25 protein-coding genes, 1 tRNA gene and 1 pseudogene are annotated in these 26009 nt (G+C 62.5%); 21 read left to right on the top strand and 6 right to left on the bottom strand.

The annotated features are described in order from the left end of the window. Positions 1 to 9: 9 nt before the first annotated feature. The 5 genes and pseudogenes from C0V76_RS14480 to C0V76_RS14460 all read left to right on the top strand — a co-directional run. On the top strand, positions 10 to 1374 hold the full coding sequence (locus tag C0V76_RS14480) for a pitrilysin family protein (RefSeq protein WP_101943325.1): 1365 nt from the start codon (positions 10 to 12) through the stop codon (positions 1372 to 1374). 80 nt (positions 1375 to 1454) lie between these two features. Continuing rightward, positions 1455 to 2768 carry a pitrilysin family protein gene (locus C0V76_RS14475; protein ID WP_216821747.1) on the top strand — a complete coding sequence of 438 codons (1314 nt, stop codon included), beginning with the start codon at positions 1455 to 1457 and terminating at the stop codon, positions 2766 to 2768. 101 nt (positions 2769 to 2869) lie between these two features. Beyond that, complete coding sequence (rsmD, locus tag C0V76_RS14470) at positions 2870 to 3421, top strand: 16S rRNA (guanine(966)-N(2))-methyltransferase RsmD (RefSeq protein WP_101943323.1); 552 nt, start codon at positions 2870 to 2872, stop codon at positions 3419 to 3421. Next, complete coding sequence (gene coaD, locus C0V76_RS14465) at positions 3418 to 3906, top strand: pantetheine-phosphate adenylyltransferase (protein WP_101943322.1); 489 nt, start codon at positions 3418 to 3420, stop codon at positions 3904 to 3906. Before rsmD ends, coaD begins: the two co-directional genes overlap by 4 nt. A gap of 15 nt (positions 3907 to 3921) precedes the next feature. Next, positions 3922 to 4221 (top strand): annotated as a pseudogene (locus C0V76_RS14460) (YfhL family 4Fe-4S dicluster ferredoxin); the annotation flags it as partial. A gap of 61 nt (positions 4222 to 4282) precedes the next feature. Here the strand turns inward: C0V76_RS14460 and C0V76_RS14455 are convergent. Both C0V76_RS14455 and mutM read right to left on the bottom strand, forming a co-directional pair. Beyond that, entirely contained in the window at positions 4283 to 6247 is a 1965-nt protein-coding gene (locus C0V76_RS14455; RefSeq protein WP_101943320.1) for a dynamin family protein, read from the bottom strand. Between the two features lie 123 nt (positions 6248 to 6370). Then, entirely contained in the window at positions 6371 to 7204 is an 834-nt protein-coding gene (mutM, locus tag C0V76_RS14450) for a bifunctional DNA-formamidopyrimidine glycosylase/DNA-(apurinic or apyrimidinic site) lyase (RefSeq protein WP_101943319.1), read from the bottom strand. Positions 7205 to 7308: 104 nt separating this feature from the next. Here mutM and C0V76_RS14445 point away from each other — a divergent pair, with 104 nt between their 5' ends. The 10 genes from C0V76_RS14445 to gluQRS all read left to right on the top strand — a co-directional run bounded on the left by C0V76_RS14445 (position 7309) and on the right by gluQRS (position 15871). Next, positions 7309 to 8928: a tetratricopeptide repeat protein gene (locus C0V76_RS14445; RefSeq protein WP_101943318.1), complete on the top strand. Its 1620-nt coding sequence runs from the start codon at positions 7309 to 7311 to the stop codon at positions 8926 to 8928. A 2-nt stretch (positions 8929 to 8930) separates the two neighbouring features. Next, positions 8931 to 9497, top strand: a complete 567-nt coding sequence (lolB, locus tag C0V76_RS14440) for a lipoprotein insertase outer membrane protein LolB (RefSeq protein ID WP_101943317.1) — start codon at positions 8931 to 8933, stop codon at positions 9495 to 9497. Next, positions 9485 to 10360 carry a 4-(cytidine 5'-diphospho)-2-C-methyl-D-erythritol kinase gene (ispE, locus tag C0V76_RS14435; protein ID WP_101943316.1) on the top strand — a complete coding sequence of 292 codons (876 nt, stop codon included), beginning with the start codon at positions 9485 to 9487 and terminating at the stop codon, positions 10358 to 10360. Before lolB ends, ispE begins: the two co-directional genes overlap by 13 nt. A 53-nt stretch (positions 10361 to 10413) precedes the next feature. Continuing rightward, positions 10414 to 10487 (top strand) — tRNA-Gln (locus C0V76_RS14430). A gap of 78 nt (positions 10488 to 10565) precedes the next feature. Then, on the top strand, positions 10566 to 11522 hold the full coding sequence (locus C0V76_RS14425) for a ribose-phosphate pyrophosphokinase (RefSeq protein WP_101943315.1): 957 nt from the start codon (positions 10566 to 10568) through the stop codon (positions 11520 to 11522). 92 nt (positions 11523 to 11614) lie between these two features. Continuing rightward, the gene (locus C0V76_RS14420; RefSeq protein WP_101943314.1) at positions 11615 to 12226 is read left to right on the top strand and encodes a 50S ribosomal protein L25/general stress protein Ctc; all 612 of its coding nucleotides are present in this window, start codon (positions 11615 to 11617) and stop codon (positions 12224 to 12226) included. After that, positions 12226 to 12816, top strand: coding sequence for an aminoacyl-tRNA hydrolase (gene pth, locus C0V76_RS14415; protein WP_101943313.1), 591 nt, complete (start codon positions 12226 to 12228; stop codon positions 12814 to 12816). The genes C0V76_RS14420 and pth overlap by 1 nt, the downstream gene beginning before the upstream one ends. A 267-nt stretch (positions 12817 to 13083) precedes the next feature. Further along, a complete protein-coding gene (gene ychF, locus C0V76_RS14410) occupies positions 13084 to 14175 on the top strand; it encodes a redox-regulated ATPase YchF (RefSeq protein ID WP_101943312.1) in 1092 nt (363 codons plus the stop codon). A gap of 155 nt (positions 14176 to 14330) precedes the next feature. Then, positions 14331 to 14915 (top strand): response regulator, encoded by a 585-nt coding sequence (locus C0V76_RS14405; RefSeq protein ID WP_158239250.1) that lies wholly within the window; start codon positions 14331 to 14333, stop codon positions 14913 to 14915. Positions 14916 to 14950: 35 nt separating this feature from the next. Continuing rightward, positions 14951 to 15871 carry a tRNA glutamyl-Q(34) synthetase GluQRS gene (gene gluQRS / locus C0V76_RS14400; protein WP_101943310.1) on the top strand — a complete coding sequence of 307 codons (921 nt, stop codon included), beginning with the start codon at positions 14951 to 14953 and terminating at the stop codon, positions 15869 to 15871. A gap of 30 nt (positions 15872 to 15901) precedes the next feature. On the opposite strand, the gene clsB is transcribed toward gluQRS, so the two are convergent. The 4 genes from clsB to C0V76_RS14380 form a co-directional block, all read right to left on the bottom strand. Further along, positions 15902 to 17065: a cardiolipin synthase ClsB gene (clsB, locus tag C0V76_RS14395; protein WP_101943309.1), complete on the bottom strand. Its 1164-nt coding sequence runs from the start codon at positions 17063 to 17065 to the stop codon at positions 15902 to 15904. Further along, positions 17062 to 17808 (bottom strand): endonuclease/exonuclease/phosphatase family protein, encoded by a 747-nt coding sequence (locus C0V76_RS14390; protein ID WP_101943308.1) that lies wholly within the window; start codon positions 17806 to 17808, stop codon positions 17062 to 17064. Before C0V76_RS14390 ends, clsB begins: the two co-directional genes overlap by 4 nt. Before the next feature lie 18 nt (positions 17809 to 17826). Next, complete coding sequence (nadA, locus tag C0V76_RS14385; protein WP_101943307.1) at positions 17827 to 18924, bottom strand: quinolinate synthase NadA; 1098 nt, start codon at positions 18922 to 18924, stop codon at positions 17827 to 17829. Positions 18925 to 19009: 85 nt separating this feature from the next. Then, the gene (locus tag C0V76_RS14380; protein WP_101943306.1) at positions 19010 to 19465 is read right to left on the bottom strand and encodes a rhodanese-like domain-containing protein; all 456 of its coding nucleotides are present in this window, start codon (positions 19463 to 19465) and stop codon (positions 19010 to 19012) included. Between the two features lie 319 nt (positions 19466 to 19784). Here C0V76_RS14380 and glnA point away from each other — a divergent pair, with 319 nt between their 5' ends. The 6 genes from glnA to C0V76_RS14350 all read left to right on the top strand — a co-directional run bounded on the left by glnA (position 19785) and on the right by C0V76_RS14350 (position 25996). Next, positions 19785 to 21194, top strand: coding sequence for a type I glutamate--ammonia ligase (gene glnA, locus C0V76_RS14375; RefSeq protein ID WP_101943305.1), 1410 nt, complete (start codon positions 19785 to 19787; stop codon positions 21192 to 21194). A 163-nt stretch (positions 21195 to 21357) separates the two neighbouring features. Continuing rightward, positions 21358 to 21834, top strand: coding sequence for a DUF4124 domain-containing protein (locus C0V76_RS14370; protein ID WP_101943304.1), 477 nt, complete (start codon positions 21358 to 21360; stop codon positions 21832 to 21834). Positions 21835 to 21867: 33 nt separating this feature from the next. After that, positions 21868 to 22944 carry a nitrogen regulation protein NR(II) gene (gene glnL, locus C0V76_RS14365; protein WP_101943303.1) on the top strand — a complete coding sequence of 359 codons (1077 nt, stop codon included), beginning with the start codon at positions 21868 to 21870 and terminating at the stop codon, positions 22942 to 22944. A gap of 41 nt (positions 22945 to 22985) precedes the next feature. After that, complete coding sequence (gene ntrC / locus C0V76_RS14360; protein WP_101943302.1) at positions 22986 to 24404, top strand: nitrogen regulation protein NR(I); 1419 nt, start codon at positions 22986 to 22988, stop codon at positions 24402 to 24404. Positions 24405 to 24456: 52 nt separating this feature from the next. Then, positions 24457 to 25260, top strand: coding sequence for a biotin--[acetyl-CoA-carboxylase] ligase (locus C0V76_RS14355; RefSeq protein WP_101943301.1), 804 nt, complete (start codon positions 24457 to 24459; stop codon positions 25258 to 25260). Position 25261: 1 nt separating this feature from the next. Beyond that, positions 25262 to 25996 carry a type III pantothenate kinase gene (locus tag C0V76_RS14350; protein ID WP_101943300.1) on the top strand — a complete coding sequence of 245 codons (735 nt, stop codon included), beginning with the start codon at positions 25262 to 25264 and terminating at the stop codon, positions 25994 to 25996. Positions 25997 to 26009 lie beyond the last annotated feature (13 nt).

Genomic DNA, 26009 nt, shown 5'->3' with positions numbered 1-26009 from the left:
GTCTAACAGATGCCCCTGCTTCGCCTGCTCAAGCCTGCCCTGCTCGCCCTGGTCCTGACGACCAGTCTGGCGGCCAGCGCCAATCCCTTCGAAACCACGCTGGCCAACGGCATGAAGGTGATCGTCAAGGAGGACCGCCGCGCGCCGACCGTCACCCACATGGTCTGGTACCGCGTTGGCGCCATGGACGAAATCACCGGCACTACCGGCGTGGCCCACGCGCTGGAACACATGATGTTCAAGGGCACCCGGCAACACGGCCCGGGCGAGTTCAACAAGCTCGTAGCCGCCGTCGGTGGGCGCGACAACGCCTTCACCTCGCAGGACTACACCGCCTATTTCCAGCTCATCCCGAAAGAGCGCCTCGCCGCCATGATGGCGCTTGAGGCGGACCGGATGGCCAACCTGATCGTTCAGGATGAACTCTTCGCCAAGGAAATCGAAGTCATCAAGGAGGAGCGCCGCCTGCGCACCGACGACCAGCCGCGCTCGAAAGCCCAGGAGGCGCTGATGGCCGCGGTGTATCAGGCTCACCCCTATGGTCGCCCGGTGATCGGCTGGATGCCGGAGCTGGACAGCATGACGGCACAGGATGTGCGTGACTGGTATGCGCGCTGGTATGGGCCGAACAACGCCACGCTGATCGTGGTGGGTGACGTGGATCACGAGGCCGTTTTCAAGCAGGCGCAGGAGATCTATGGCCCACTCGCCGCACGCCCCCTGCCTACCCGCAAGGCACTGAGCGAACCGGCCCAGAACGGCACACGCCGCATCGCAGTGAAAGCCCCGGCCGAACTGCCCTACCTGATGCTGGCCTGGCGCGCGCCGAGCCTGACTTCGCTCGACACGCAGGCGGCCACCACCCGCACGGCACTGAGCCTGCAGGTGCTGGCCGCCGTGCTGGATGGCTATGACGGCGCACGCCTCAACCGCAGTCTGGTCCGCGAGCACAAGCTGGCCGTGTCGGCCGGCGCCGGCTACGATGCAATCTCGCGCGGCCGCCAGAGCCTGTTCATCCTTGAAGGGGTGCCCAGCAAGGGCGTCAGCATGCCCCAGCTCGAAACCGCATTGCGCGGCGAGATCAGCCGGATCGCCAAAGAGGGCGTCAAGGAATCAGAACTCACCCGCATCAAGGCCCAACTGCTCGCCGGCAAGGTCTTTTCGCAGGATTCCAACATGGGCCAGGCGATGCAGATCGCCGGCCTCGAAATGAGCGGTTTTTCCTGGCGTGACGAAGACCGCCTGCTCGACGCCGTGCGCAGCGTCACTCCCGCCGAAGTTCAGGCCGCCGCACAAACGCTACTGGGGGACGACACGCTCACCGTTGCCGAGCTTATCCCCCTGCCCACCAAGCCGAATCACACGCCGCAATGACGCCCCCTTAGGGATGGCTTGAGCCGCGCATCAGCACCGATGGCGGACCCGAGCCCTCCCTACAGAACTGGATGCCTGCAATGAAACTGATCCTCACCAGCTTGCTCACCCTGCTCAGCGGCCTTGCGCACGCTGGCGTCGCCATCGAAAGCTGGAACACAGCGAACGGGGCACGGGTGCTCTTCGTCGAAAACAACAACCTGCCCATGCTCGACGTGCAGATCGATTTCGCGGCCGGCTCGGCCTTTGATCCGCCCGCCCGGCCTGGCACGGCCGCCCTGACCCAGGGCCTGCTCGACGCCGGCATTGGCCAGGGCAAGCGTGCGCTGGATGACAACGCGATTGCCGACCGCCTCGCCGATGTCGGTGCCCAACTTGGCGGCGGCATCGATGCCGACCGTGCCAGCCTGCATCTGCGCGTGCTCAGCAGCGTCAGCGAGCGCGAGGCCGCACTGGGTCTGCTGCGCCAGATCCTCACCGAACCGAGTTTTCCGCCTGCGGTGCTGGAGCGCGAGCGCGCCCGTGCCATTGCCGGCTTGAGAGAGGGCATGACCCAGCCTGCCGCAGTCCTCAACCGTCGTTTCGGCCAGCTCAACTACGGCGACCACCCCTACGGCAAGATCCTCAGCGAGGCGGATCTGAAGCGCCTGACACGCCAGGACCTGATCGACTTCCACCGCCGCTTCTATGTCACTCGCAATGCCCAGATCTCGCTGGTCGGCAATCTCAGCCGCGCCCAGGCCGAAGCCATCGCCAACGCCTTGGTCGCAGGGTTGCCGACCGGCAACGAAGCTCCGCCCCTCCCCGCCGTCAGTCTCCCCAAGGGCGGCCTCGAGCGTATCCCGCACCCCTCCGTGCAAGCCCACATCGCCATCGGCATGCCCGCCCTGAAGCGCGCCGATCCTGACCTGATGGCCCTCACCGTTGGCAACTACACGCTCGGCGGAGGTGGCTTCAATGCCCGCCTGATGAAAGAAATCCGCGACGCGCGCGGCCTCGCCTACGGCGCCTACAGCTACTTCGCTCCGATGGCCGCCGAAGGCCTGTTCCGCATCGGCCTCGAAACCAAGGCAGAGCAGGCTGAAGAAGCCGTCAAGGTCGCGCAGGACACGCTGGCCAAATTCCTCGCCGAAGGCCCCAGCGCGGCAGAGCTGGCCGCCGCCAAAGCCAACCTGATCAACAGTTTCGCGCTGCGCCTCGACAGCAATGCCAAGCTGCTCGGTCAGGTCGCCGACCTTGGCTTCTACCGCCGCCCACTCGACGCGCTGGATACCTACGCCGCCCGCGTCGAAGCCGTCACCCTGGAAGATGTACGCGCCGCTTTCGCGCGCCATGTGAAACCGGAACATCTGGTCACCGTGATCGTGGGCGGCAAACCCGCGCCAAGCAGATAAGCCCCTGCAAACCGGCGGCGGGGCTGTAGCACATCGCCACCGACTGCCGGTGTAGCCCAAGCCATGCGAAAATGCCCGCCTTTCCATTCGCCCGAACTCCCGTGAGCAAGGTTCGCATCATTGGCGGCACCCACCGCTCCCGCCTCATTGAAGTGCCCGACTCGATCGGCCTGCGGCCGACGCCGGATCGCGTGCGTGAAACCCTCTTCAACTGGCTCGGGCAAGAGCTGGACGGCCTCCACTGCCTGGACCTGTTTGCTGGTAGCGGAGCGCTGGGCTTCGAGGCAGCTTCGCGAGAAGCCGCCAGCGTCACGCTGCTGGAACTCGCGCCGAAGGTCGCCAGCCATCTGCGTGAAAATCAGGCCAAGCTGGCGTTCGGCAACCTGAAGCTGGTCACGGGGGATGCGCTGAAATACCTGCAGAGCACACCGGAGCGCTTCGATCTGGTGTTCCTCGATCCGCCCTATCGCCAAGGCTGGCTGGAGCGCCTGGAGCCCCACCTGGCCAAGGTGCTTACCCCCGGCGCGCGGGTCTATCTTGAAGCCGAGGAGGCGGTGGACGCCTACGCCGGCCTCGCACTGCGCAAATCCGGCAAAGCGGGTCAGGTACACTACCGACTGTTCGCCCTTCCCCCGGCAGGAGAATCCGCATGAATCCGCGCATCGCCGTCTACCCCGGCACCTTCGATCCGCTCACCCGCGGCCACGAAGATCTGCTGCGCCGCAGTGCCCGTATCTTTGATCACATCATCCTCGGCGTCGCTGCCAGCAGTGGCAAGAATCCGCTCTTCTCGCTGGCCGAGCGGGTGGAAATCGCCCAGGAGGTATTGGGTGACTTGCCCAACATCGAAGTGTTGGGCTTTTCGGGTCTGCTGATTGATTTTGTGCGCGAGAAACGCGCTGGCGTAATCGTGCGCGGCCTGCGTGCCGTCTCCGACTTCGAATACGAGTTCCAGATGGCGGGCATGAACCGCCGCCTGCATCCGGATGTCGAAACCCTATTCCTGACCCCCGGCGAGGAAAACATGTTCCTCTCGGCAACCATGGTGCGAGAGATCGGCCTGCTTGGCGGTGACGTCAGCACGTTCGTGCACCCCACGGTCACCACGCGCATCCGCGCCAAGCTCGCCGCCCGCTGAACCCGGAATAACCCAGCCAGCCCGGTCCGCCGGGCAGCCACTGCAACACCGAAAGGAAAGACCCGAATGGCCCTGATCATCACCGACGACTGCATCAACTGCGACGTCTGCGAACCTGAATGCCCCAACGGCGCCATCTCGCAAGGCGAGGAAATCTACGAGATCAATCCGGACAAGTGCACCGAATGCGTGGGCCACTACGATGAGCCGCAGTGCCAGCAGGTCTGTCCGGTCGACTGCATCCCGCACGACCCGGACCGGGTCGAGAATCCGGACCAACTGATGGCCAAGTTCATCAAGCTGACCCAGAAGTAAGCCTCCTCAGCACAAAAAGAAACCGGGCCAAGGCCCGGTTTCTTTTTGTGCATTGGCCCGCTCAGGCAGCCAGATCATCCTCGCGCCGCGGCACCGAATCGATCGAGGCGCCCAGCGCCTTCTCGATCACGTAACGCATCGCGTCGATTTCCTTCATCTGACGCAGCAAGGAACCTTCGGCCTGCATCAGTTCGCGGATGCGTTCCTCAAGCGTACCGGTCGCCTCATGCACGCGCTTGACGCTTTCCAGGCGCCGCTTCAACTGCAGCTGATACTCGCGCACCTGGGTTTCGAGCGGCGACATCACCACGCGCAGCCACTGCTCCACATCGCGATTGGCCATTTCGAAGGTCTTGCGAGCCTCCAGCGCAACCGTTTCGAAGAAACGCTGGGTCAGCGTGCTCTTGGTGTGAGTCACCATTGAGGCCAGGGTATTCAGCTCCTCGTTGAAGGCACGCTCCAGGCGCACAATGTCGCGCTCATAGCGCAGGGTCGAGAAGGTGTTCGGCGAGGCGAGCTTGAGGCCATGCTCCACGGCCAGGCGCTTGTACATCGCATCAAGCATGGTGGTGATCTCGTTGATCTCGCCCGAGGAGTCACGCAGCTTGGCCCGCAGTGCATCGAAAAACTCCAGCATGGCCTGACGCAGATCGCGCGAGAAAGTAGCCGTGCCCATGGCTTCACGGGTGCGGCGGGTCTCGGTACGCACCGCGTCCATGCCGATGTGCGAGTACACCTTGTTGGACAGGTTGGTGAACACGCTGCGCACCGCGTGATACTTCTGCAGGCCCTGATCGAATTCATCCTTCTCGGCGCGCACCTTGCGCATCATGTACTCGATCACGCTCTGATTCTTGCCGCGCAGATCCGCCATCTCCTTGAGCTGCTCACGCAGGCCAACCAGCCGCGTATGCAAGAGCTCGCCCGCGCGGCGGATGATTTCGCCACATTCGAGCAGGGCATTCTCACGGATGATGTCCTGCCGAGCCGGCAACAGCTCGGTCGACAGCGCGCTTTCCAGCGCCGAAATACGCGAGCGCTCGAGCAACGCACCATCCTGGCTCACCTTGGCCAGCAAGGCCTTCTGGGCAGACACGGGGAACACCAGCGACTCCGGCACATCCAGAGTGGCCGCAGCCGTGCGCAGTTGCTTGGCGATCTCGGCATCGATCTCGGCTTCGGAGCGCAGGCCATCCCACAGACCATCGATCTTGTTGAGCACCACCATGCGGCCATGGCGCTGGGTATGCCCAACGTTCACATGCTTCTGCCAGACCTGCAGGTCGCTATGCGTGACGCCGGTATCTGCCGCCAGGATGAACAGCACAGCATGCGCCGAGGGCAGCAGCGAAAGCGTCAGCTCGGGTTCCGAACCGATGGCGTTCAGCCCCGGGGTGTCGACGATGACCAGCCCCTGCTCCAGCAAGGGGTGCGGGAACTGCACGATGGCGTGGCGCCAGCAGGCAATCTCGACCATGCCTTCCGCATTCGGCCGGGTACCTTCCACGCCGCTGTCGTCCACCGCAAAGCCCAGCTGCTCTGCGGTGTCACGCGGCACCAGGCGCGTCTCGCCAACGCGGGCAAAAGCACGCTGCAGACTCTCGGCATCGTTCAGATCGATCGGCTCCAGCACCCATTCCGAGGGGATGCGGCGCAGATCAGCCACGCTTTCCTGGCGATTACGCGTCTCGATCGGCAACAGACGTACGCCTGGCGTCTGCCCCGGCTCCCATTGCAGCTCGGTCGGACACATGGTGGTGCGGCCAGCGCTGGAAGGCAGGATGCGGCTGCCATAGTGCGAGAAGAAGATGGCATTGATCAGCTCGGACTTGCCACGCGAGAACTCGGCGACAAATGCCACAACGAGCTTGTCTTCCTTCAGGCGATCCAGCACGCAATTCAGGCGCAGCTCGGTCTGGGCATCACCGATCTCGTTGTGCGCCAGCCAGGAGCGCAGATGCTGCACGGCGTTGCCGACATCGGCACGCCAGCGGGTATAGGCGGAAAAGCTGTCAATCAGGGCCATTGCAAGGCTCCAAGGTCTGAAATCCGGTACGCAGCGGACGAATCGCGGCGCTCAAGTTGTGCGTAGGATAGCGCCCTTACCCCCCTTTTAATCAAGGGTTTGGACAATTTATCGGCGACCCGCTCAGACTTTCCCGCCCGACGGCAGGCGCTGGCAGCGGGGGCAGAAGAACGTGGCACGCTGCCCCATCACACGCTTGTGGATCCTGCCGCCGCACACCCGACAAGCCTCACCCGCCCGCCCGTAGGCAAAATATTGCTGCTGGAAATAACCAGCCGAACCATCGCTGTGCAGGAAGTCGCGCAAAGTGCTGCCGCCAGCAGCCAGCGCGTCCTGCAAGGTCTCGCGAATGCACTGCGCCAGCCGATCGCAACGCGCACGCGACAGGCGTCCGGCCGGCGTAGCCGGGTGGATCCGCGCCCGGAACAGGCTTTCGGAAGCGTAAATATTGCCGACCCCGACCAGCAGATGACCGTCCATGATGAGCAGCTTGATCGGCGTCTTGCGGCCAGCGCACATGCTCTGCAAGGCCGCCCCGTCAAAGCCGGCCCCTAGCGGCTCCAGGCCCAGTCCGGCAAGCAAGGGATGCGCCTCGGCCGGATGCGGCAGCCACAGCACGGCGCCAAAACGCCGCGGATCCCGCAGGCGCAGGATCGTCGCGCCGAGCACCAAGTCAAAGTGATCATGCTTTTCCGCTGGCGAATCCGCCGCAAGAATGCGCAAGCTGCCAGACATCCCTAGATGGATCAGCAGGCTGCCGGCCGCAAAATCGATCAGCAGGTACTTGGCCCGCCGCCGCACCGCCTCCACCCGCAACCCACTCAGCCGTCCGGCCAGATCGTCCGGCACCGGGTAACGCAAGCGCGGCTGGCGGATGGACACGCCACTCACGACCTGCCCGAGCAGATGCGGCTCAATCCCCAGACGGGTTACTTCAACTTCCGGCAACTCCGGCATGCGCTGTCCTTCTGGCTGCGGCAAAGATCAAAACAGTACACTGCTGCTAAGATCGGCTTCAAGCCCGAGCCGGGCGCTGCCACCCCTGATTGCCGGAATACTTCATGCCCTCTCCCCGTCTGAAGCCCTGCCTGCTGGCCCTCGGCCTGCTCTTTGCCGGCAACCTCCATGCCGAAGCACCACGCCAAACCAAGCCAGCGCAGGGCAAAAACAGCGCTGTGCCGCTCAACAGCGCCCAGTTGCTGGCCCAGATGCTGCTGAGCGAAATCGCGCTGGCACGCGGGCTGATCGACGATGCCGCCTTCGGCTACAACGACCTGGCACGCCGCTCGGGCGACCCGCGCATCCAGCTGCGCGCCAATGAAATCGATCTCGCCCGCCTCCTGCTGCTCATGCAGCAGAATCCGGACGACGCAGAAGAAACGCTGCGCAAACTGCTGGCCGAACAACCGGCGGGGCGCGAGCGCCTGATCCTCCAGCTGCCCGGTCTTTATGGTCGCAATAGTGACAAGGCCTACGTCCTGCGCACCGTACAGAAACTGCTCCAGCCCTATCAGAGCATGGCCGAAGCGCACTTCAGCGAAGCCCTTGTCCAACGTGACATCAAGGACCCATCGGCCAGCTACGCGGCAGCCCTACGCGCGCATCGCCTCAAGCCGGACTGGGAGCCGCCCTTACTGCTGCTCGCCGATCTAGCGGGCGACGCCCAGCGCGAGGAAGTCAGCGCACTATTGGCCACCTACCTGCAACGGAATCCGCGCGCCCACGACCTAGGAATTGCTCAGATCCGCCTGATGCTTCAGGGCCAGCAAAAGGCCGAGGCACGTGAAACCTATCTCCGCCTGATACAGACGCCGCCCGAACGCCCCGAGGTCGCCTTTGCACTGGCCGGCGTAGCCCTCGAATTCAATGACCTGGCCACCGCCGAAAGTCTCCTCGAAAAGCTGCTCGAGCAGAACTGGGGGGAAGCTGACCGCCTGCAACTGATCCTCGGCCAGATCGAAGCCGAACGCGGCAACACCGCCAAAGCCATCCAGACTTTCGACGGTGTCGCCCCTGGCCCGCACTACGTGAATGCTCAAGCCAACAAGGCTCGTCTGCTGGCTCGCAACCAGCAACTGCCAGAAGCCCGCGCCGGGCTGGCTGCCGCCCGCCGCGCCATGCCGGAAGAACGTGCCGCCATCGGCTTGCAGGAAGCCCAGTTGCTGCGCGAACAGGGAGATCAGCGCGGAGCACTGGCCGTATTGGAAGAAGAGCTGAAGCTCCAACCCGATCATGTCGACGTGCTGTATGACGCCGCCCTCCTCGCCGAACAGCTTGGCAAACCGGCGCTGATGGAGCAGCGCCTGCGGCGCATCCTGAACCTCAAGCCGGACCATGCCCACGCCCTCAACGCCCTGGGCTACTCCTTCGCGGATCGGAACCAACACCTTGACGAAGCCGAGCAACTGCTCACCCAGGCCCTCCAGCTCGCCCCACAGGACGCAGCGATCCTCGACAGCATGGGCTGGCTGCGCTTCCGCCAGAAACGCTTCGATCTGGCCGAACCTCTCCTGCGTCAGGCTTACGCACTCTTTCCGGATCCAGAGGTGGCCAGCCATCTGATCGAAGTGTTGTGGTCTGCCGGCAAGCGTGACGACGCGCGCCTGCTCTGGCAGGAAAACACAACCCGCAACCCGGCCAACGAACTCCTGACCCGCCTCGGCAAACGCCTGGGACTCTGACCATGAAGCGCTTTCTGCTTGCACTCATCACCCTGCTGCTGACAGCCTGTGCCAACACTCCGCCCGCTCCGCAGGAGATTCCGCCCCGGCCGGTACGCGACAGCGTGCAGAAATTCGCCCTCAGCGGACGAGTCGCCATCGACCAGGGGAAGAGCGCCAACAACGTGCGCATCATGTGGGAGCACAACCGCGACAGTGACTCGCTCGGCTTTGCCTCGCCGCTGGGTAACATGTTGGCGGAGCTGCAGAGCAGCCCCAAAGGCGCACGCTGGATCAGTGCCGACGGCGAACTCTACGAAGCCCGTACGGCAGATCGCCTGATGACCCGCTTCACCGACACCCCGGTACCCCTCGACGCACTCAGCCAATGGGTACTCGGCCGCCTCAGCGCCCAGGCCAGCGAAATCCGCCGCGATGCACAAGGCCGCCTACTCGACGCCCTCGATCAGGGCTGGGCAGTTCGCATCACCGGCTATGAAAGCGAACAGGCCAACGCCCTGCCACGCACGCTGGAAGTTGAACAACCGGGGCTGCGCCTCAAGCTCGTGATCGAAGAATGGTTCATCTAGACGGCTTTCTGTACTGCCCGGCGCCCGCCAAGATCAATCTGTTCCTGCATGTCACCGGCCGCCGTGCCGATGGTTACCATCTGCTGCAGACCGCATTCCGCATGCTCGATCACGGTGACACGCTGGGGTTTCGCGTCCGCGAGGACGGCGCCATCCGGCGCCTGAGCGAGGTGCCCGGCGTAGCCGAGGAAGCGGACCTCGTCGTCCGTGCTGCACGCCTGCTGCAAGCCCGCACGGGCTGTCGGCTGGGTGCGGAGATCCGCATCGACAAACAACTCCCCATGGGTGGCGGACTCGGTGGCGGCAGCTCGGACGCCGCCACCACCTTGCTGGCGCTGAACCATCTGTGGCAACTCGGCTGCAACCGAGCAGAACTGCAAGCCTGGGGGCTGGAGTTAGGCGCCGACGTGCCGTTTTTCCTCTTCGGACAGACGGCTTGGGCCGAGGGCGTTGGCGAAGCACTGCAGCCGCTCGAATTGCTGCCAGCATGGTATGTGGTGATCGAACCCCCGGTTGCCGTCCCTACTATTGAAATTTTTCGTGCAAAAGAATTGACAAGGGACTCTTCGATCCTGATAATGCCGGGCTTCGCTGCTGAGCAAACACAAGCGTTTCTGGAGCAACAGGGACGCAACGACATGCAAGCAGTGGCCTGCCGGCTGTATCCGGAAGTGCAGCAAGCGCTTGATGCGCTGACTCCTTTCGGCACTGCGCGAATGAGTGGATCTGGAGCCTGTGTGTTCCTTTCCTGCCAACTCGAAGCCGAGGCAAAAAAAGTTGTTGAAGCAGTGCGGGACAAATGGCGCGTGTGGTGCGCCCCTTCACTGGACAAGCATCCATTGCATGCTTGGGCAAGAGATTGAATTTTTGTACGATGGATTCAAGCGTTGCTTCCATCGCACAGCACAGGTTTTGTTGGGGAGTCGCCAAGTTGGTCAAGGCACCGGATTTTGATTCCGGTATTCGAAGGTTCGAATCCTTCTTCCCCAGCCCCAATGAACGGGCAGGTCACAGCCGAGGCTGTCGGCCTGCCCGAATTGTTTCTGCCAACGCATACACGAGGTAGTCATGGCGTACCGCAGCCTGATGGTCTTCACTGGCAACGCCAATCCCAAACTGGCTGCCGACGTCGTCAAACGCTTGGGCATCGCCGTTGGCTCCGCCACGGTCGGTCGCTTCTCCGACGGCGAAGTGAATGTCGAACTGCTTGAGAACGTCCGCGGTAAAGACGTTTTCGTGCTTCAGCCGACATCCACCCCGACCAACGACAACCTCATGGAGTTGATGATCATGGTCGACGCGCTCAAGCGCGCCTCGGCCGGTCGCATCACCGCCGCCATCCCCTACCTCGGCTACGCCCGCCAGGATCGCCGTCCGCGTTCAGCCCGTGTGCCGATCACCGCCAAGGTAGTGGCCAACATGCTGCAGGCCGTGGGCGTGCAGCGCGTGCTGACGGTTGATCTACACGCCGACCAGATCCAGGGCTTCTTCGACATCCCGGTCGACAACATCTACGCCACCCCACTGCTGCTCTCGCATCTGCGCAAGGCTGAGCACTCCAGCGACCTGATGGTCGTGTCGCCGGACGTCGGCGGCGTGGTGCGCGCCCGCGCTGTGGCCAAGCAGCTCGAAACCGAGCTGGCCATCATCGACAAGCGCCGCCCGAAAGCCAATGTCTCCGAAGTGATGAACATCATCGGCGACGTGTCGGGCCGCACCTGCGTGATCGTCGACGACATCGTCGACACCGCGGGAACCCTGTGCAAGGCGGCCCAGGCACTCAAGGAACACGGCGCCAAGCGCGTGGTGAGCTACATCACCCACCCCGTGCTGTCCGGCTCCGCTATTGCCCGCATCACCGAATCAGAGCTGGACGAGCTGGTCGTGACCGACACCATTGCCCTGCGCGAAGACGCCCGCGCCTGCCCCAAGATCAAGCAGATTTCGATCGGCTCCCTGCTGGCAGACACCATGCTGCGCATCAGCAATGAAGAGTCGGTGTCCTCGCTGTTCATGGACGAATAGTCGTACAAGTTTCGGGCGGAGCCACCAAGCTCCGCCTTTTTGCCCTGGTGGGATCTGGTCGCGGTTCTCGCCATTTACTGGAGAAGTTCAACATGCAATTCAATGTCAAAGCCACCAAGCGTGACGTCAAGGGTAAGGGTGCGAGCCGCCGCCAGCGTCATGCCGGCGTCACCCCAGGCATCATCTACGGTGCCGGTCAGCCTGCCGTCCAGATCAATCTGGATCACAACGATCTGTTCCACGCCCTGCGCAAGGAAGCCTTCCACAGTTCCGTGCTGAGCATCGACGTCGAAGGCAAGACCGAGACCGCCGTGCTGCGTGACGTGCAATGGCACCCGTTCCGCCAGATCGTGCTGCACATCGATTTCCAGCGCGTCGACGCCACCCACGCCATCCACATCAAGGTGCCGGTCCACTTCGTCAATGCGGATGCATGCCCTGGCGTGAAGCTGCATGGCGGCATGCTGTCGCACGGCGTGAACGAACTTGACGTCAAGGGTCTGCCGGGCAGCCTGCCGGAATTCCTGGAAGTTGACTGCAAGGATCTGGACAACGGTGCAGCCCTGCACGTTCGTGACCTGAAGCTGCCGGCTGGCGTTGAGCTGGCCCACGCCGCTGATGGCGACAAGGTGCTCGCATCCATCGTCACCGTGCGCGGCGCAGTTGCTGACGCGGCCGCCGCTGAAGGCGAAGCCAAGGCCTGATGAGCCAATCGGCTCCCAAGCTGATTGTCGGCCTCGGGAACCCCGGGGCCGAATACACCGAGACCCGGCATAACGCCGGGTTTTGGTTTTGTGAGCGCCTGGCACAGGACCTGGGCGCCCGCTTCAATCATGAAAGCCGTTTTCATGGCTTCGTCGGCAAGGCCGGCAACACCTGGCTCCTTCTGCCGCAGACTTTCATGAATCGCTCTGGCCAATCAGTCCTGGCCTTGGCGCATTTTTACCGCATCCTGCCGAATGAAATACTCGTCGTGCATGATGAACTCGACATCCCGCCCGGCCAGCTGCGGCTCAAATTCGGTGGGGGTCTTGGCGGACACAACGGTCTCAAGGACATTTCTTCGCGCCTGTCGACGCAGGACTACTGGCGCCTGCGCATCGGCATCGGCCACCCCGGCGACAAGAACGAAGTCGCCAATTTCGTCCTGAACCGCCCGCGTCGCGAAGAACAAAGCGAAATCGACACGGCGATCGATCGCGCCCTCGCAGCCTGGTCCAAAATTGCCAGCGGCGAGTGGAATGCCGCCACCCAACACATCAACGCGCGCCCTGCTGCGCCGGGGGTAAGTTAGTAGTTATTTGCCGGATCGTGTTGAGTCTTATGGCTTATGGGACAAGGCGCGTGACGCAGTGTGGGGAGGTGCCCCACACAAGGAGTGCAACGCAGTATCCATGAGCCATAAGATTCAACCCGGAGGGCTTGCGCTCAATTGATCGTGGCACTACGTTGCAGCGCCTAGACAGGGAGCCACCCTACCTTCGTTGCTGCGCCTTGTTCCACACTCAATTGAACGCACGCGCGACCGGCAAATAACTGCTAACTGACCCCAGGAAACAACATGAGTCTCAAGTGCGGCATCGTCGGCCTGCCCAACGTCGGCAAATCCACCCTCTTCAACGCCCTCACCAAGGCCGGCATCGAAGCAGCGAACTACCCCTTCTGCACCATCGAGCCGAACGTCGGCATTGTCGAGGTGCCGGATGCGCGCATGGCCCAGCTCGCCGAGATCGTCAAACCGCAGCGCATGCAGCCGGCTATCGTCGAGTTTGTCGACATCGCTGGTCTGGTCGCCGGCGCCTCCAAGGGTGAAGGCTTGGGCAACCAGTTCCTAGCCAACATCCGTGAAACTGACGCGATCGTGAACGTGGTGCGTTGCTTCGATGACGAAAACGTGGTGCACGTCTCTGGCCGCGTCGACCCGATTGCCGACATCGAGACCATCCTCACCGAACTGGCGCTGGCCGACATGACGGCCGTGGAAAAGGCCATTCAGCGCGAACAGAAGAAGGCCCGCGCAGGCGACAAAGATGCACAGAAGTTCGTGGCCCTGCTCGAAAGCATGCTGCCGCATCTGAACGAAGGCCAGCCAGCCCGCACCTTCAAGCTAAACGAAGACGATCTGGTGCAGCTCAAGCCACTGTGCCTGATGACCCTGAAGCCGGCGATGTATGTTGGCAACGTGCTCGAAGACGGCTTCGAGAACAATCCTCACCTCGATCGCCTGCGTGAGCACGCCGCCAAGGAAGGCGCGCCGGTGGTGGCCCTGTGCGCCCAGATTGAAGCCGAACTGGCCGACCTGGATGACGAAGACAAGCTCGCCTTCCTCGCCGACATCGGCCTCGAAGAGCCTGGGCTGAACCGCCTGATCCGCGCCGGTTACGACCTGCTCGGCCTGCAGACCTACTTCACCGCCGGGGTGAAGGAAGTGCGCGCCTGGACCATCCACAAGGGCGACACCGCCCCGCAAGCCGCCGGCGTGATCCACACCGACTTTGAGAAGGGCTTCATCCGCGCCCAGACCATCGCCTTTGACGACTTCATCCAATACAAGGGAGAGCAAGGTGCCAAGGAGGCCGGCAAGATGCGCTCCGAAGGTAAGGAGTACATCGTTAAAGATGGCGACGTGCTGAACTTCCTGTTCAACGTGTGAACTAAATATTGACTGCAGGCACGCATCGAAACGGCGTGGAGCGCAACAGCTGCACTAGACGAAAGTTATAGGTATGCTTGCGCTTTCCGCGCTGCCGCAATCGCTGCGCCGGCCCTGACCGTCTCGTTCCTGCGTTCCCGGGAGTCCCGATGCCCTTGAGCAACACCTCCGCCTCCGATCCCATTCGCCTCGATTGGGCTGCGTGCAAGCTACGCCTGCAGGCGGACTCGACCGAACCCGGCGCGGGCGACGCTGAAGACGATCTCTTCTCCTTCATGGAAGAAGACGCACAAGAGCGCCCGCCAACGCAAACCGAAGCCCCTTGGGTGCTGCTGATCGTGGACGACGAACAGCAGGTCCATGAAGCCACCACCCTGACCTTGCGCCGGGGACGTATTGGCGATCGCCCATTCCGCTTTCTGCACGCCCATTCCGCTGCGGAAGCCCGCGAAGTAATTCTGGCTGAGCCGCATATTGATCTGGTGCTGCTCGACGTGATGATGGAGACCCGCGATGCCGGCCTGCGTCTGGTGCGCGAGTTGCGTGGACCGCTCGGTCGCCAGGATCTGAAAATTCTGATCCGTTCGGGCCAACCCGGCGCCGAGCACGAAGGCAGCATCGAGCAGCGCTATGCTGTCGAAGGCTATATGCAGAAAACCCAGCAGACCTTCGGCCTGATGATGGATGTCATCAGCAAGATTCTGCTCGGTGCAGACGAGCACCTCGACACAGCCAACTGAGCCCGGTCACGCTGCTGCACGCTTACAATCCGGGCATGACTCCCGGCACCTGCATCGGCCGTTTTGCCCCTTCACCCAGCGGGCCCCTGCACCAGGGCTCGCTCATCGCTGCCCTCGCCTCCTGCCTTGACGCCCGAGCACGCAAAGGCCAATGGCTGGTGCGCATGGAAGACGTCGACGCGCCGCGCACCCACCCCGGAGCGGCCGACACCATCCTGCGTCAGCTCGAAGCCTGCGGTTTTGAATGGGACGGCCCGGTGCTATGGCAAAGCCAGCGGCTCGACGCCTATCGCTGCGCACTCGATCAACTCATCCAGCACAAGTACGCCTATCCTTGCGCCTGCTCGCGCCGGGAAATCGCCGACTCGGCCCTGCGCGCACCCGACGGCTCGCTACGCTACCCTGGTAACTGTCGCACAGGCCTACCTGCCGGACGGGCAGCCCGCGCCTGGCGCTGCCTGAGCGACGCCAGCGACCTGCACTGGTCCGACGCCATCCAGGGCGAACAGCACGAGAGGCTTGCCGAAAGCGTGGGGGACTTTGTCCTGCTACGCGCCGATGGTCAGTTCGCCTATCAGCTTGCCGTGGTCGTGGATGACGCTTGGCAAGGGGTGACGCATGTCGTGCGTGGCGCCGATCTGCTGGACTCAACCGGACGCCAGATCCATCTCCAGCGCCTGCTGGGCCATCCTCAGCCCGCCTATGCCCACCTGCCAGTCCTCACCAATCGCGCGGGTGAAAAGCTCTCCAAGCAGACCCTTGCTCCCGCGCTGCAGCCAGCCCACGCAGCACCAGCCCTGCGCACCGCACTGAGCTTGCTCGGCCAGAATCCGCCCGTCGATCTCGGCCGGGCCAGCGTAGCCGAGGTGTGGGCCTGGGCATCCGAACACTGGCAACTTGCCCGCGTACCGCGCGTGCGTGCCCAGGAAGATCCAAGCAGCCCAAACGATGCCTGACAAGCTGAAGCTGGCAGGCATCTCATGCGTCTATAACGCCCGCCGACCATAGCCGGCCACCCCCAGCAGCAGGCGCAGCAAGCCATAGGCCAGCCAGCTCAGTGCACGCTGGAGAAGGCTTTGGCGCTGCCAGTGAACCGCAGTTAGTTCGCAACCGCCGTCTGCAATGGCCACACGCAGGGCATGACGCAGATCTGCTGCAAAACCGCTATCCCGCACTACCACGTTTGCCTCACGCGCCAGCAGCAAACTGAAAGGGTCGATATTGCTGGACCCTACTGTCGCCCAGTCCGTATCCACTACCGCGACCTTGGCATGCAGAAAGCTCTTGCGATACTCCACGATGCGCACGCCTGCCTCCATGAGATTGGGGTAAAGCACGCGGCAAGCGTGGTGCAGCAACCAGTACTCCACCCTCCCCTGCAACAGGAGGGTGACTTCCACACCACGCCCTGCCGCCTCGATCAACGCATGACGGAAGGCGCGGCCGGGGAAAAAATAAGCGTTGGCTATCAACACTTCATGACGCGCCATGCGAATGGCGCCAAGGTAGGCGTTCTCGATATCACGACGATGGCGCAGGTTGTCGCGGATTACGAAAGCAGCATGCATGCTGCCCACGCGTGCGTGACCGGGCCTGACCCAGCGCAGCGGCGTAAGGCGCCGATGCAGACCTGCCCACAACACCAGGCGCCACAGGCGCGCCATGGCCTCATGCACCTCAGCCACCAGCGGCCCCTGCAGCCGCACGGCAAAATCAAAGCGCGGCGGAATCTGGCCCGGCGTGTCCATATCATCAATGATGTTGATACCCCCCACGAAAGCGGTACGGCCATCAATCACCACAAGCTTGCGGTGCAGGCGGCGCAAGCGATGGCGGCGCAAAGACAGCTGCCGGATCTCCGGGCGGAATACCAGACCCTCAACGCCATCACTCTGCAAATCGGCAAGCCCGCTGCGCACAAACTCTCGCGCACCAAAGCCATCCACCAGCAAGCGCACCACCACCCCGCGCAAAGCCGCAGCACGCAAGGCGTCCGCCACCTCAACACCCGTAGCATCACGCTCGAAAATGTAGGTTTCCAGCAGAATCTCACGCTGTGCGCTGCGAATCGCCTGCAACAGGGCAGGAAAATATTCGACGCCTGACTGCAGCAACTCGATACGGTTGCCGGCAAGCAGGCCTTGCCTCATGGCAGGAGCAACTCCACTACCAGCAAGGCGTGGTCCGACACTCCAGACCAAGGCTTACCCCAATACACCGCACAATTATCCGGCCGCAGCCCACGCACGTAGACACGGTCCAGACGCAACATGGGCAGGCTGCTCGGAAAGCTGCGCGCCGGCGTGCCCGTCAGCTCAGTGAAGACTTCGCAGACATGTAGCCGCTCGGCCAGCCAGTCGTTCGCACGGCCACGCCAGTCATTGAAGTCGCCTGCGATAATCAGTGGTGCCCCCACCTGCACGTACCGCTCGACATATTCAGCCAGCATCAAAAGCTGGCGCTGGCGCTGGTATTCCGTCAAGGAAAAATGCACGCACAGGCAATGCACGACCAGGCCGTGGGGCAAGGCCACCTCGCAATGCAGGATGCCACGTCGCTCCAGGCGATAGAGGCTCACATCACTGTTGCGGCTGCGCACAATGGGATGCCGCGAGAGCACGGCATTGCCGTGATGGCCATGATCATAGACAGCATTGCTGCCGTAGGCAGAATGCAGGAGGCCCGCCGCGAGGAACTCATGCTGAGGCTGTTCGGGCCAGTCATGGTGCCGGGCCGCATGCTTCAGGTGCAAGCCCTGCACTTCTTGCAGCAGATAGATGTCCGGATCAAGCCGGTGCAGGCACTCCCGCATCTCGTGAATCACCATGCGGCGATTCAGATGCGAGAAGCCCTTGTGGATGTTGTAACTGCAGATGCGCAGGCTGTTTGCCATGGTCTCCGCGAACGGCGCTCAGGATACGGCCAGCATGCGCTCCAGCGAGAGTTTCGCCAACGCGGCCTCGTGGGCAGGCACGCTGATCTGGTTGACGATTTTTCCGGCAGCCAGGTTCTCCAGTGTCCACGCCAAATGCTGCGGATCGATTCGCTGCATGGTCGAGCACATGCACACCATCGGGCTCATGAACTGCACCAGCTTGCCCTCGTGCTTCACCTCCTCAGCAAGACGGTTAACCAGATTCAGTTCGGTGCCGACCAGCCACTTGGTATTCGGCGCAGCCTCTTTCACCACCTTGATGATGTACTCGGTGGAGCCAACGTAATCCGACGCCCGACACACCTCGAAGGCCGACTCCGGATGCGAAATGACCATGCCATCCGGATTCGCCTTGCGCCAGTTAGCGATGTGCGAGGGCTGGAACATCTGATGTACCGCGCAGTGGCCCTTCCACAGCAGCATCTTTGCTTTCTTGATCTGCTCGTGAGTCAGGCCGCCATAGGGCTGATCCGGATCCCACACCACCATGTCTTCCAGCGGAATGCCCATCTTGTAGCCGCTCCAGCGGCCCAGATGCTGATCCGGGAAAAACAGGATCTTCTCGCGCTGGGCGAAGCTCCATTCGAGGATCTTCGGCGCATTGCTGGAGGTGCATACGATGCCGCCATGCTCGCCGCAAAAGGCCTTCAGGTCTGCCGCCGAGTTGATGTAGGTCACCGGAGTTACCTGCTCATCGGGCGTATCCAGCACCTCGCGCAACTCGCGCCAGCAACGCTCGACCTTGGCCAGGTTAGCCATGTCTGCCATCGAACAGCCTGCGGCCAGATCCGGCAGGATCGCAATCTGATTCGGCTTGGACAGGATGTCCGCCACTTCGGCCATGAAGTGCACGCCACAGAACACGATGTATTCGGCATCCGTCTCACCCGCCAAGCGCGAGAGCTTGAGCGAGTCGCCAGTCAGATCTAGGTGCTGGTACACATCGGCCCGCTGGTAATGGTGCACCAGCAACACGACGCGCTTGCCAAGCTTTTCCTTGGCGGCGCGGATGCGTGCATGTGCCTCGGCATCCTTGAGAGCGTTGAAGTGGTCGAAGGAAATGATCTGTTGCATTGCCGTGAGGGGAGAAGCAAGGGGGAAACCCCGGGGAATACAGATTCTACCCCTCGCGCAGCGCTCCTTACACCTCAATGCCGAGTCAGGATTGCGACCAAGGCAAACCCGCATGGCGCCAGCCGCCTATCTTGCCGCGCCGACCATGCGCATCCTTGTCCCCCTCAAAACCTTCGAGAACGTTGTAACACCCGGCCAGCCCAGCCACCGCCGCAGCCATCGCCGCGTTATGCGAGCGGGCGCCACTGCGGCAGATGAACATCAGCAAGGCCTCGTTATCAACCCGTTTCTTCAGCTGCAGCTCGAAATCCGGGTTGGGCACACTGCCGGGATAGCTGTTCCACTCGATTTCAACAGCGCCCGGAATCCGTCCGACCCAGTCGAGCTCGGCGCGCGTACGTACGTCCACAATACGCGCCGCGCCACCGGCGAGCTCCAGCACGCAATACGCTTCCCTTGGCGTCAGCGCCCCGGCGTACGGCAGATTCATCTTTTCGGCACGCTCGCGCGCCAGACCCAGCAACTCACTCAGACTAGCCATGGCTTCAACTCTTACTCAGTTTGTCGGGACCAGGAAGTATGGCCCGTGAGACCCCAAAAGCAAAAATGCACCACAAAGATGCATTCAAGACAATCAATGATCCATCTTGGTGCTTACACAGAAAATCACCTTGCAGGGCGCTTGTGGCACAATTGCCGCTCCCTGTAGGCCGGTGCCCTTTTGGCCGGAATACGTCGAACGCGGAAATCCGCCCCGCCCTATGGCATGGTACATGCTTCCTGTCCGACGTTAACGCACAGCCCCGCTGGCGCGGACAGGTTTGTCCATCTCGGTTCAACACACCAGGAGTGAGAGTTAAATGACCCCTCAAGACGTACTCAAGCTGATCAAGGAAAACGACGCCAAGTTCGTGGACCTGCGCTTTACCGACACCCGCGGCAAGGAACAACACGTGACCGTTCCGTCGCATGTGGTGGATGAAGAGTGGTTCGACCACGGCCACGCTTTCGACGGCTCCTCCATCGCTGGCTGGAAGGGCATTCAAGCCTCCGACATGCTGCTGGCTCCGGACCCCTCCACCGCCAAGATCGACCCCTTCTTCGACGAAACCACCGTCATCCTCACCTGTGACGTGATCGAGCCGTCCGACGGCAAGGGCTATGACCGCGACCCGCGCTCCATCGCCAAGCGCGCTGAAGCCTATCTGAAGTCCTCCGGCCTGGGCGACACCGCCTACTTCGGCCCGGAACCCGAATTCTTCATCTTCGACGGTGTGAGCTGGTCTGCCGACATCTCCGGCTGCTTCGTCAAGATCAAGTCCGACGAAGGCGCATGGGCCACCGCTGAAGATCAGGACGGCAGCAACATCGGCCACCGTCCGACCGTCAAGGGCGGCTACTTCCCGGTTCCCCCGGTTGATAGCCACCAAGACATCCGCGCCACCATGGTGCTGCTGCTCGAACAACTGGGCATCCCGGTCGAAGTGTTCCACCACGAAGTGGCTACCGCAGGCCAGAACGAAATCGGCACCAAGTTCAGCACCCTGGTGCAACGTGCTGACTGGACCCAGACCCTGAAGTACGTGGTGCACAACGTCGCTCACCAGTACGGCAAGACTGCCACCTTCATGCCCAAGCCCATCGTGGGTGACAACGGTTCCGGCATGCACGTGCACCAGTCCGTCTGGAAGGATGGCAAGAACCTGTTCGCCGGCAACGGCTACGCCGGCCTGTCCGACTTCGCTCTGTACTACATCGGCGGCATCATCAAGCACGCCAAGGCACTGAACGCCATCACCAACCCGGGCACCAACTCCTACAAGCGTCTGGTTCCGCACTACGAAGCTCCGGTCAAGCTGGCCTACTCGGCTCGCAACCGTTCCGCTTCGATCCGCATCCCGCACGTGCAATCGGACAAGGCTCGCCGCGTCGAAGCCCGCTTCCCGGATCCGCTGGCCAACCCCTACCTGGCGTTCTCCGCTCTGCTGATGGCCGGTCTGGATGGCGTGCAGAACAAGATCCACCCGGGCGAACCGGCTGACAAGAACCTGTACGACCTGCCGCCGGAAGAAGACAAGCTGATCCCGACCGTTTGCGCCTCGCTGGAAGAAGCGCTGGCTGCACTCGACGCTGACCGCGAGTTCCTGACCCGTGGCGGCGTGTTCAGCAACGAGTTCATCGACGCCTACATCGAGCTGAAGATGGGCGAAGTGAACCGCACCCGCATGACCACCCACCCGGTGGAATTCGACATGTACTACTCGCTGTAATCAGCGATGCGTACAGGGGCTTCGGCCCCCGCGTGAAAAAGGACGGGCTTGCCCGTCCTTTTTTTTTGCCGCCCACCCGGCCCGCTCGGCATCAGGTCGGCGCGCAGTTTGCGTTTTGCGCCTCGCGCCTTAAACTCCAAGTAACCCTCCTGCGGAACCTGTCATGCGCCCACTTCATTACGTCTTTGCCCTGAGTATCAGTCTGCTGACCGGCAGCGCACTGGCCGACATCTACAAGTGCGTGGACGACTCTGGCCACACCACTTACACCAATGACAAGCCGGAAGCCGGGCAACGCAAGGCCTGCTCCCTGATGACCAAGGAACAGCCCGTCACCACCGTGCCGGCACAGCGAAAATCCTCCGCACAACCCTCTCCTGCCGCCTTTCCCAAAGTCGATACCGACACCCAGAAGGGCCGCGACAACGATCGCCGCAAGATCCTCGAAACCGAACTGGAGACAGAGCAAAAACTGCTGGCGCAAGCCCGGAAGGATCTGGCTGAACAGGAAGCTGTACGTCTCGGAGACGAGAAGAACTACCAGAAATACATCGACCGCATTCAGTCGTACAAGGACAAAGTCGCACTTCATGAGCGCAATGTCGAATCCCTGAACAAGGAAATTGCCAAGCTGAAATGATCGCGGCGTGCTTCTTGCTTGCGTTGATCGCTTATGAGCCCTCCAAGCCTGAACCCGCAATCAAACACGCTGAGTGCATCCACGGCCGGCCTTGAGCTGCTGTCCTCAGCCGTCGTGATGATCAGCGCAGACCGCTCGGTCTGCTACGTCAACCCCTCGGCCGAACACTTGTTCGCAACCAGCGGCCGGCAGATTCTCGGTCACCATCTATCGGCCCTGCTCGGTGACATCCCCGGCCTGTGGGCGGCGCTGGACAATGCGCTGGCCAACAACTGGAGCCACACCGGACAGAATCTCGCTATCCGCCGGCCCAATACGCTGGTGCTGCATGTCGACTGCACAGCCACCCCCATCGATCTGCAACCCGCACGTCTGCTGCTGGAGTTTCGCCCGATCGACGCCCAGCTCAAGGTGGCCCGTGAAGAACGCCTGGCCGAGCAGCAGCAGGTCAATCGCGAACTCGTCCGCAACCTCGCTCACGAGATCAAGAACCCGCTCGGCGGCATCCGTGGTTCGGCCCAGCTACTTGAGCGCGAACTGGACAACCCGGAGTGGCGCGAATATACCCAGGTCATCATTGCCGAGGCTGATCGCCTGCAGGACCTGATGAACCGCCTGCTCAATTCGCACCGCATGATGCACCCCTCGGTGGTGAATGTGCATGATGTGCTTGAGCGTGTCCTGCGTCTCGTTCAGGCCGAGTTTCCGGACGTCACGGTGCGGCGCGATTATGACGTCAGCCTGCCGATGCTGACAGCTGATCGTGAACAGCTAATCCAGTCCATCCTGAATATTTCGCGCAATGCCGCCCAAGCCATGGAAGGTCAAGGCTGCATTACGCTGCGCACGCGGGCTGCCCGTCAGGTCACCCTGGCCAAGAAACGGCACAAGCTGGCACTGGAATTGCAAGTAATCGATAACGGACCGGGCATCCCGCTGGAAATCCGCGACAAGATCTTCTACCCACTAGTTTCGGGACGTGAAGGCGGCACCGGCCTCGGTCTGTCGATCGCACAGAGTTTTGTCGAACAGCATCAGGGCACCATCGATCTAGAGAGCGATCCCGGCCGAACCTGCTTCACCATCCTCCTGCCGATCACCCAGGCCTGAGGCACGAAGCCCCCGACAAGCAGAACAACGGAATACACGACATGAACGCAGTCTGGATCGTTGACGACGACCGCTCCATCCGCTGGGTGCTGGAAAAATCCCTGGCCCGCGAAAACATTGCACACCGCAGCTTCTCCTCCGCCAGCGAAGCTCTCACGGTGCTTGATAGCGGCGCCACGCCTCCCCAGGTGCTGATCTCCGACATTCATATGCCGGGTGAGTCCGGCCTGGTCCTGCTGCAAAGGGCCAAGGAAAAATACCCCAACCTGCCGGTCATCATCATGACCGCCTACTCGGATCTGGATAGTGCGGTCTCCGCCTTTCAGGGCGGCGCCTTTGAATACCTGCCCAAGCCCTTTGACGTAGATCAGGCGCTCGATCTGCTGCAACGTGCCCTAAAGGAAAGCACGCACCAGGAAGGTGCAGAAGAACAGGCCAGCTCAGTGCCTGAAATTCTTGGCCAGGCCGCCTCGATGCAGGAGGTCTTCCGCGCCATCGGCCGCCTGTCGCAATCTTCAGCCACCGTGATGATCAACGGCGAGTCCGGCACCGGCAAGGAGCTCGTGGCGCGCGCCCTGCACCGCCACAGCCCGCGCAAGGACGGTCCGTTTGTCGCCATCAACACCGCCGCGATTCCGAAAGACCTGCTCGAATCCGAACTCTTCGGTCATGAGCGTGGAGCCTTCACCGGTGCAGCAGCCCAGCGCCGCGGCCGCTTTGAGCAGGCAGAAGGCGGCACCCTGTTCCTCGACGAAATCGGTGACATGCCGGCGGAACTGCAGACGCGTCTGCTGCGCGTACTCTCCGATGGCCACTTCTACCGGGTCGGCGGCCATACCCCGGTGAAGGCTAACGTGCGTGTGATCGCCGCCACCCACCAGCATCTTGAGCAGCGCGTCCGCGATGGTCTGTTCCGGGAAGATCTGTTTCACCGCCTCGATGTAATCCGTCTGCGCCTGCCGCCGTTACGTGAGCGTCGGGAAGACGTTCCGTTGCTGGCCAAGCACTTCCTTGCTCATAGCAGCCAGGAGCTCGGCGTCGAAACCAAGCGCCTCACCGATGCCGCCCTCAAGCGTCTACAGGCCTTTGACTTTCCTGGCAACGTACGTCAGCTCGAAAACCTCTGTCACTGGCTCACTGTGATGGCTCCTGGCCAGAGCGTTGACGTGGCCGACCTACCTGCTGAAATGCGGGATGCGGTACCCAGCACCACTGGTGGTGGCGCAGCGGGCGACTGGCTCTCCGCCCTGAATGCCGAAGCCGACCGGCTGATTGCCAGCGCTCCCGGCGAAGTTTTCGACCGCCTCAGCCGCGAATTCGAGAAAAGCCTGATCCTGCGAGCACTCGCCAGCACAGGTGGACGGCGCGTGGAGGCCGCCCAGGTACTCGGCATCGGCCGCAATACCATCACCCGCAAGATCCAGGAGCTGGGCATCGACGCAGGTCGCAACGAAGAGTAAACAGCGCTGTTTCGGGCTAGACTCCGGGCTTTCCGCCCCCGCCTTTTCACGGATGCCCGCTGTTTTCGATTACACCGCACTCCTCGTCGCGCTGGGCGATCAGCGCGCGCGCTTTGATGTCGACCATATCGAGCGCTGCGACTCCACCAATAGCGTCTTGCTGGCGCGCGCATCCCAAGGCGCACCCTCGGGCAGCGTCTTGGTGTGCGACGAGCAAACCGCCGGGCGCGGACGCCGGGGCCGCAGCTGGCGCTCCGGCAACGCATCTTCCAGCCTCACCTTTTCGCTACTCTGGCGTCTCGCCCCTGGCTGCTCAAGCGCAGGCCTCAGCCTTGCGGTTGGCCTTGCCGTGGCTCAAGCGCTGGAGAGCCTGAACGTCCCTGCAGTGGGCCTCAAGTGGCCCAATGACATCTGGCTGTTCGGACGCAAGCTCGGCGGCGTACTGATCGAGGTCGAATCAGATGAAGCCGGGCTCGGACTCATCATCGGCATAGGCCTCAATCTGCGGCGCGATACCGCCCGCGATGCAGGCATCGACCAAGCATTCGTCAGTCTCGATGAAGCCCTTCCCGAGCTCACCCGCGAACAAGTGTTGGGCACGATTCTGAGCCAGCTTGCGCAGTGTCTCGATCACTTTGCCCGCGCGGGCTTCGCCGCCCTGCGCCAGGACTGGGCCGCCCGCAACGCCTTGTACGGTCTGCCCGTCACAGTCTCTTCCGAGAGCGGTAGCCACACCGGGCGCTGCGGCCACACCAACGCCGAGGGAGCGCTGGAATTGCTGACCGCTTGTGGTGCGCGCGTGCTGATTACCAGTGGCGACCTGAGCCTACGTCTGGCCTTGGCAGCGGAAATATGACATGTATCTGCTGATCGACGCCGGCAATACCCGCCTCAAGTACGCCTGCCATGATGGCAGCCGGTGGCTGAGCCAGCATGCGGTAGCGCTCGACGCGCCTGGACTGACGCTTCCCGTCGGCTTCGCTCCCGCCCGCATCGTGATTGCCAACGTCGCAGGCCCCGGCGTCGCTGCACACCTGGAGCGCCTGCTCACTGACATCCACGCTCCGTGTGAATGGCTCATGGCCAGCGCCATGCGCTGCGGCCTGCGTAACGACTACGAACACCCCGCCAGCCTCGGTGCGGACCGCTGGGCAGCCGCGATCGGCGCCTGGCATATGCTGCGCAGCAACGCGCTAGTTGTCTGCGCTGGCACCGCTACGACTATCGACATCGTGCAGGACACCGGCAACTTTGCGGGTGGCTGCATCCTGCCCGGGCTGGAGCTGATGCTTGACGCATTGGCCCACAACACGGCTGGTCTGCCACGCAGCAGGGGCAACTACGTCATGCCGCCACGCAACACCCATGACGCCATTGCCAGCGGCTGCCTGCTGGCCCAGACCGGTGCCATCCAGCTGATCGCCATGCAACTTCCACCAGCCACGCCAATTCTAGTTGCCGGTGGAAACGGTGCGCGCCTCCTGCCGCACCTGGGGGCCACCGCACGCCTGCAGTCCGATCTGGTCCTGCAAGGCCTGCTAGCGATAGCAACGGACCGCTCGGAAACTGACGACAAGGCTTGGAGAGCGTAACGCCTCGCAGGAT

The sequence above is a fragment of the Uliginosibacterium sp. TH139 genome (assembly GCF_002855595.1).
Taxonomy (GTDB): Bacteria; Pseudomonadota; Gammaproteobacteria; order Burkholderiales; family Rhodocyclaceae; genus Uliginosibacterium; species Uliginosibacterium aquaticum.
This window is presented reverse-complemented; position numbering and strand designations above follow the sequence as displayed.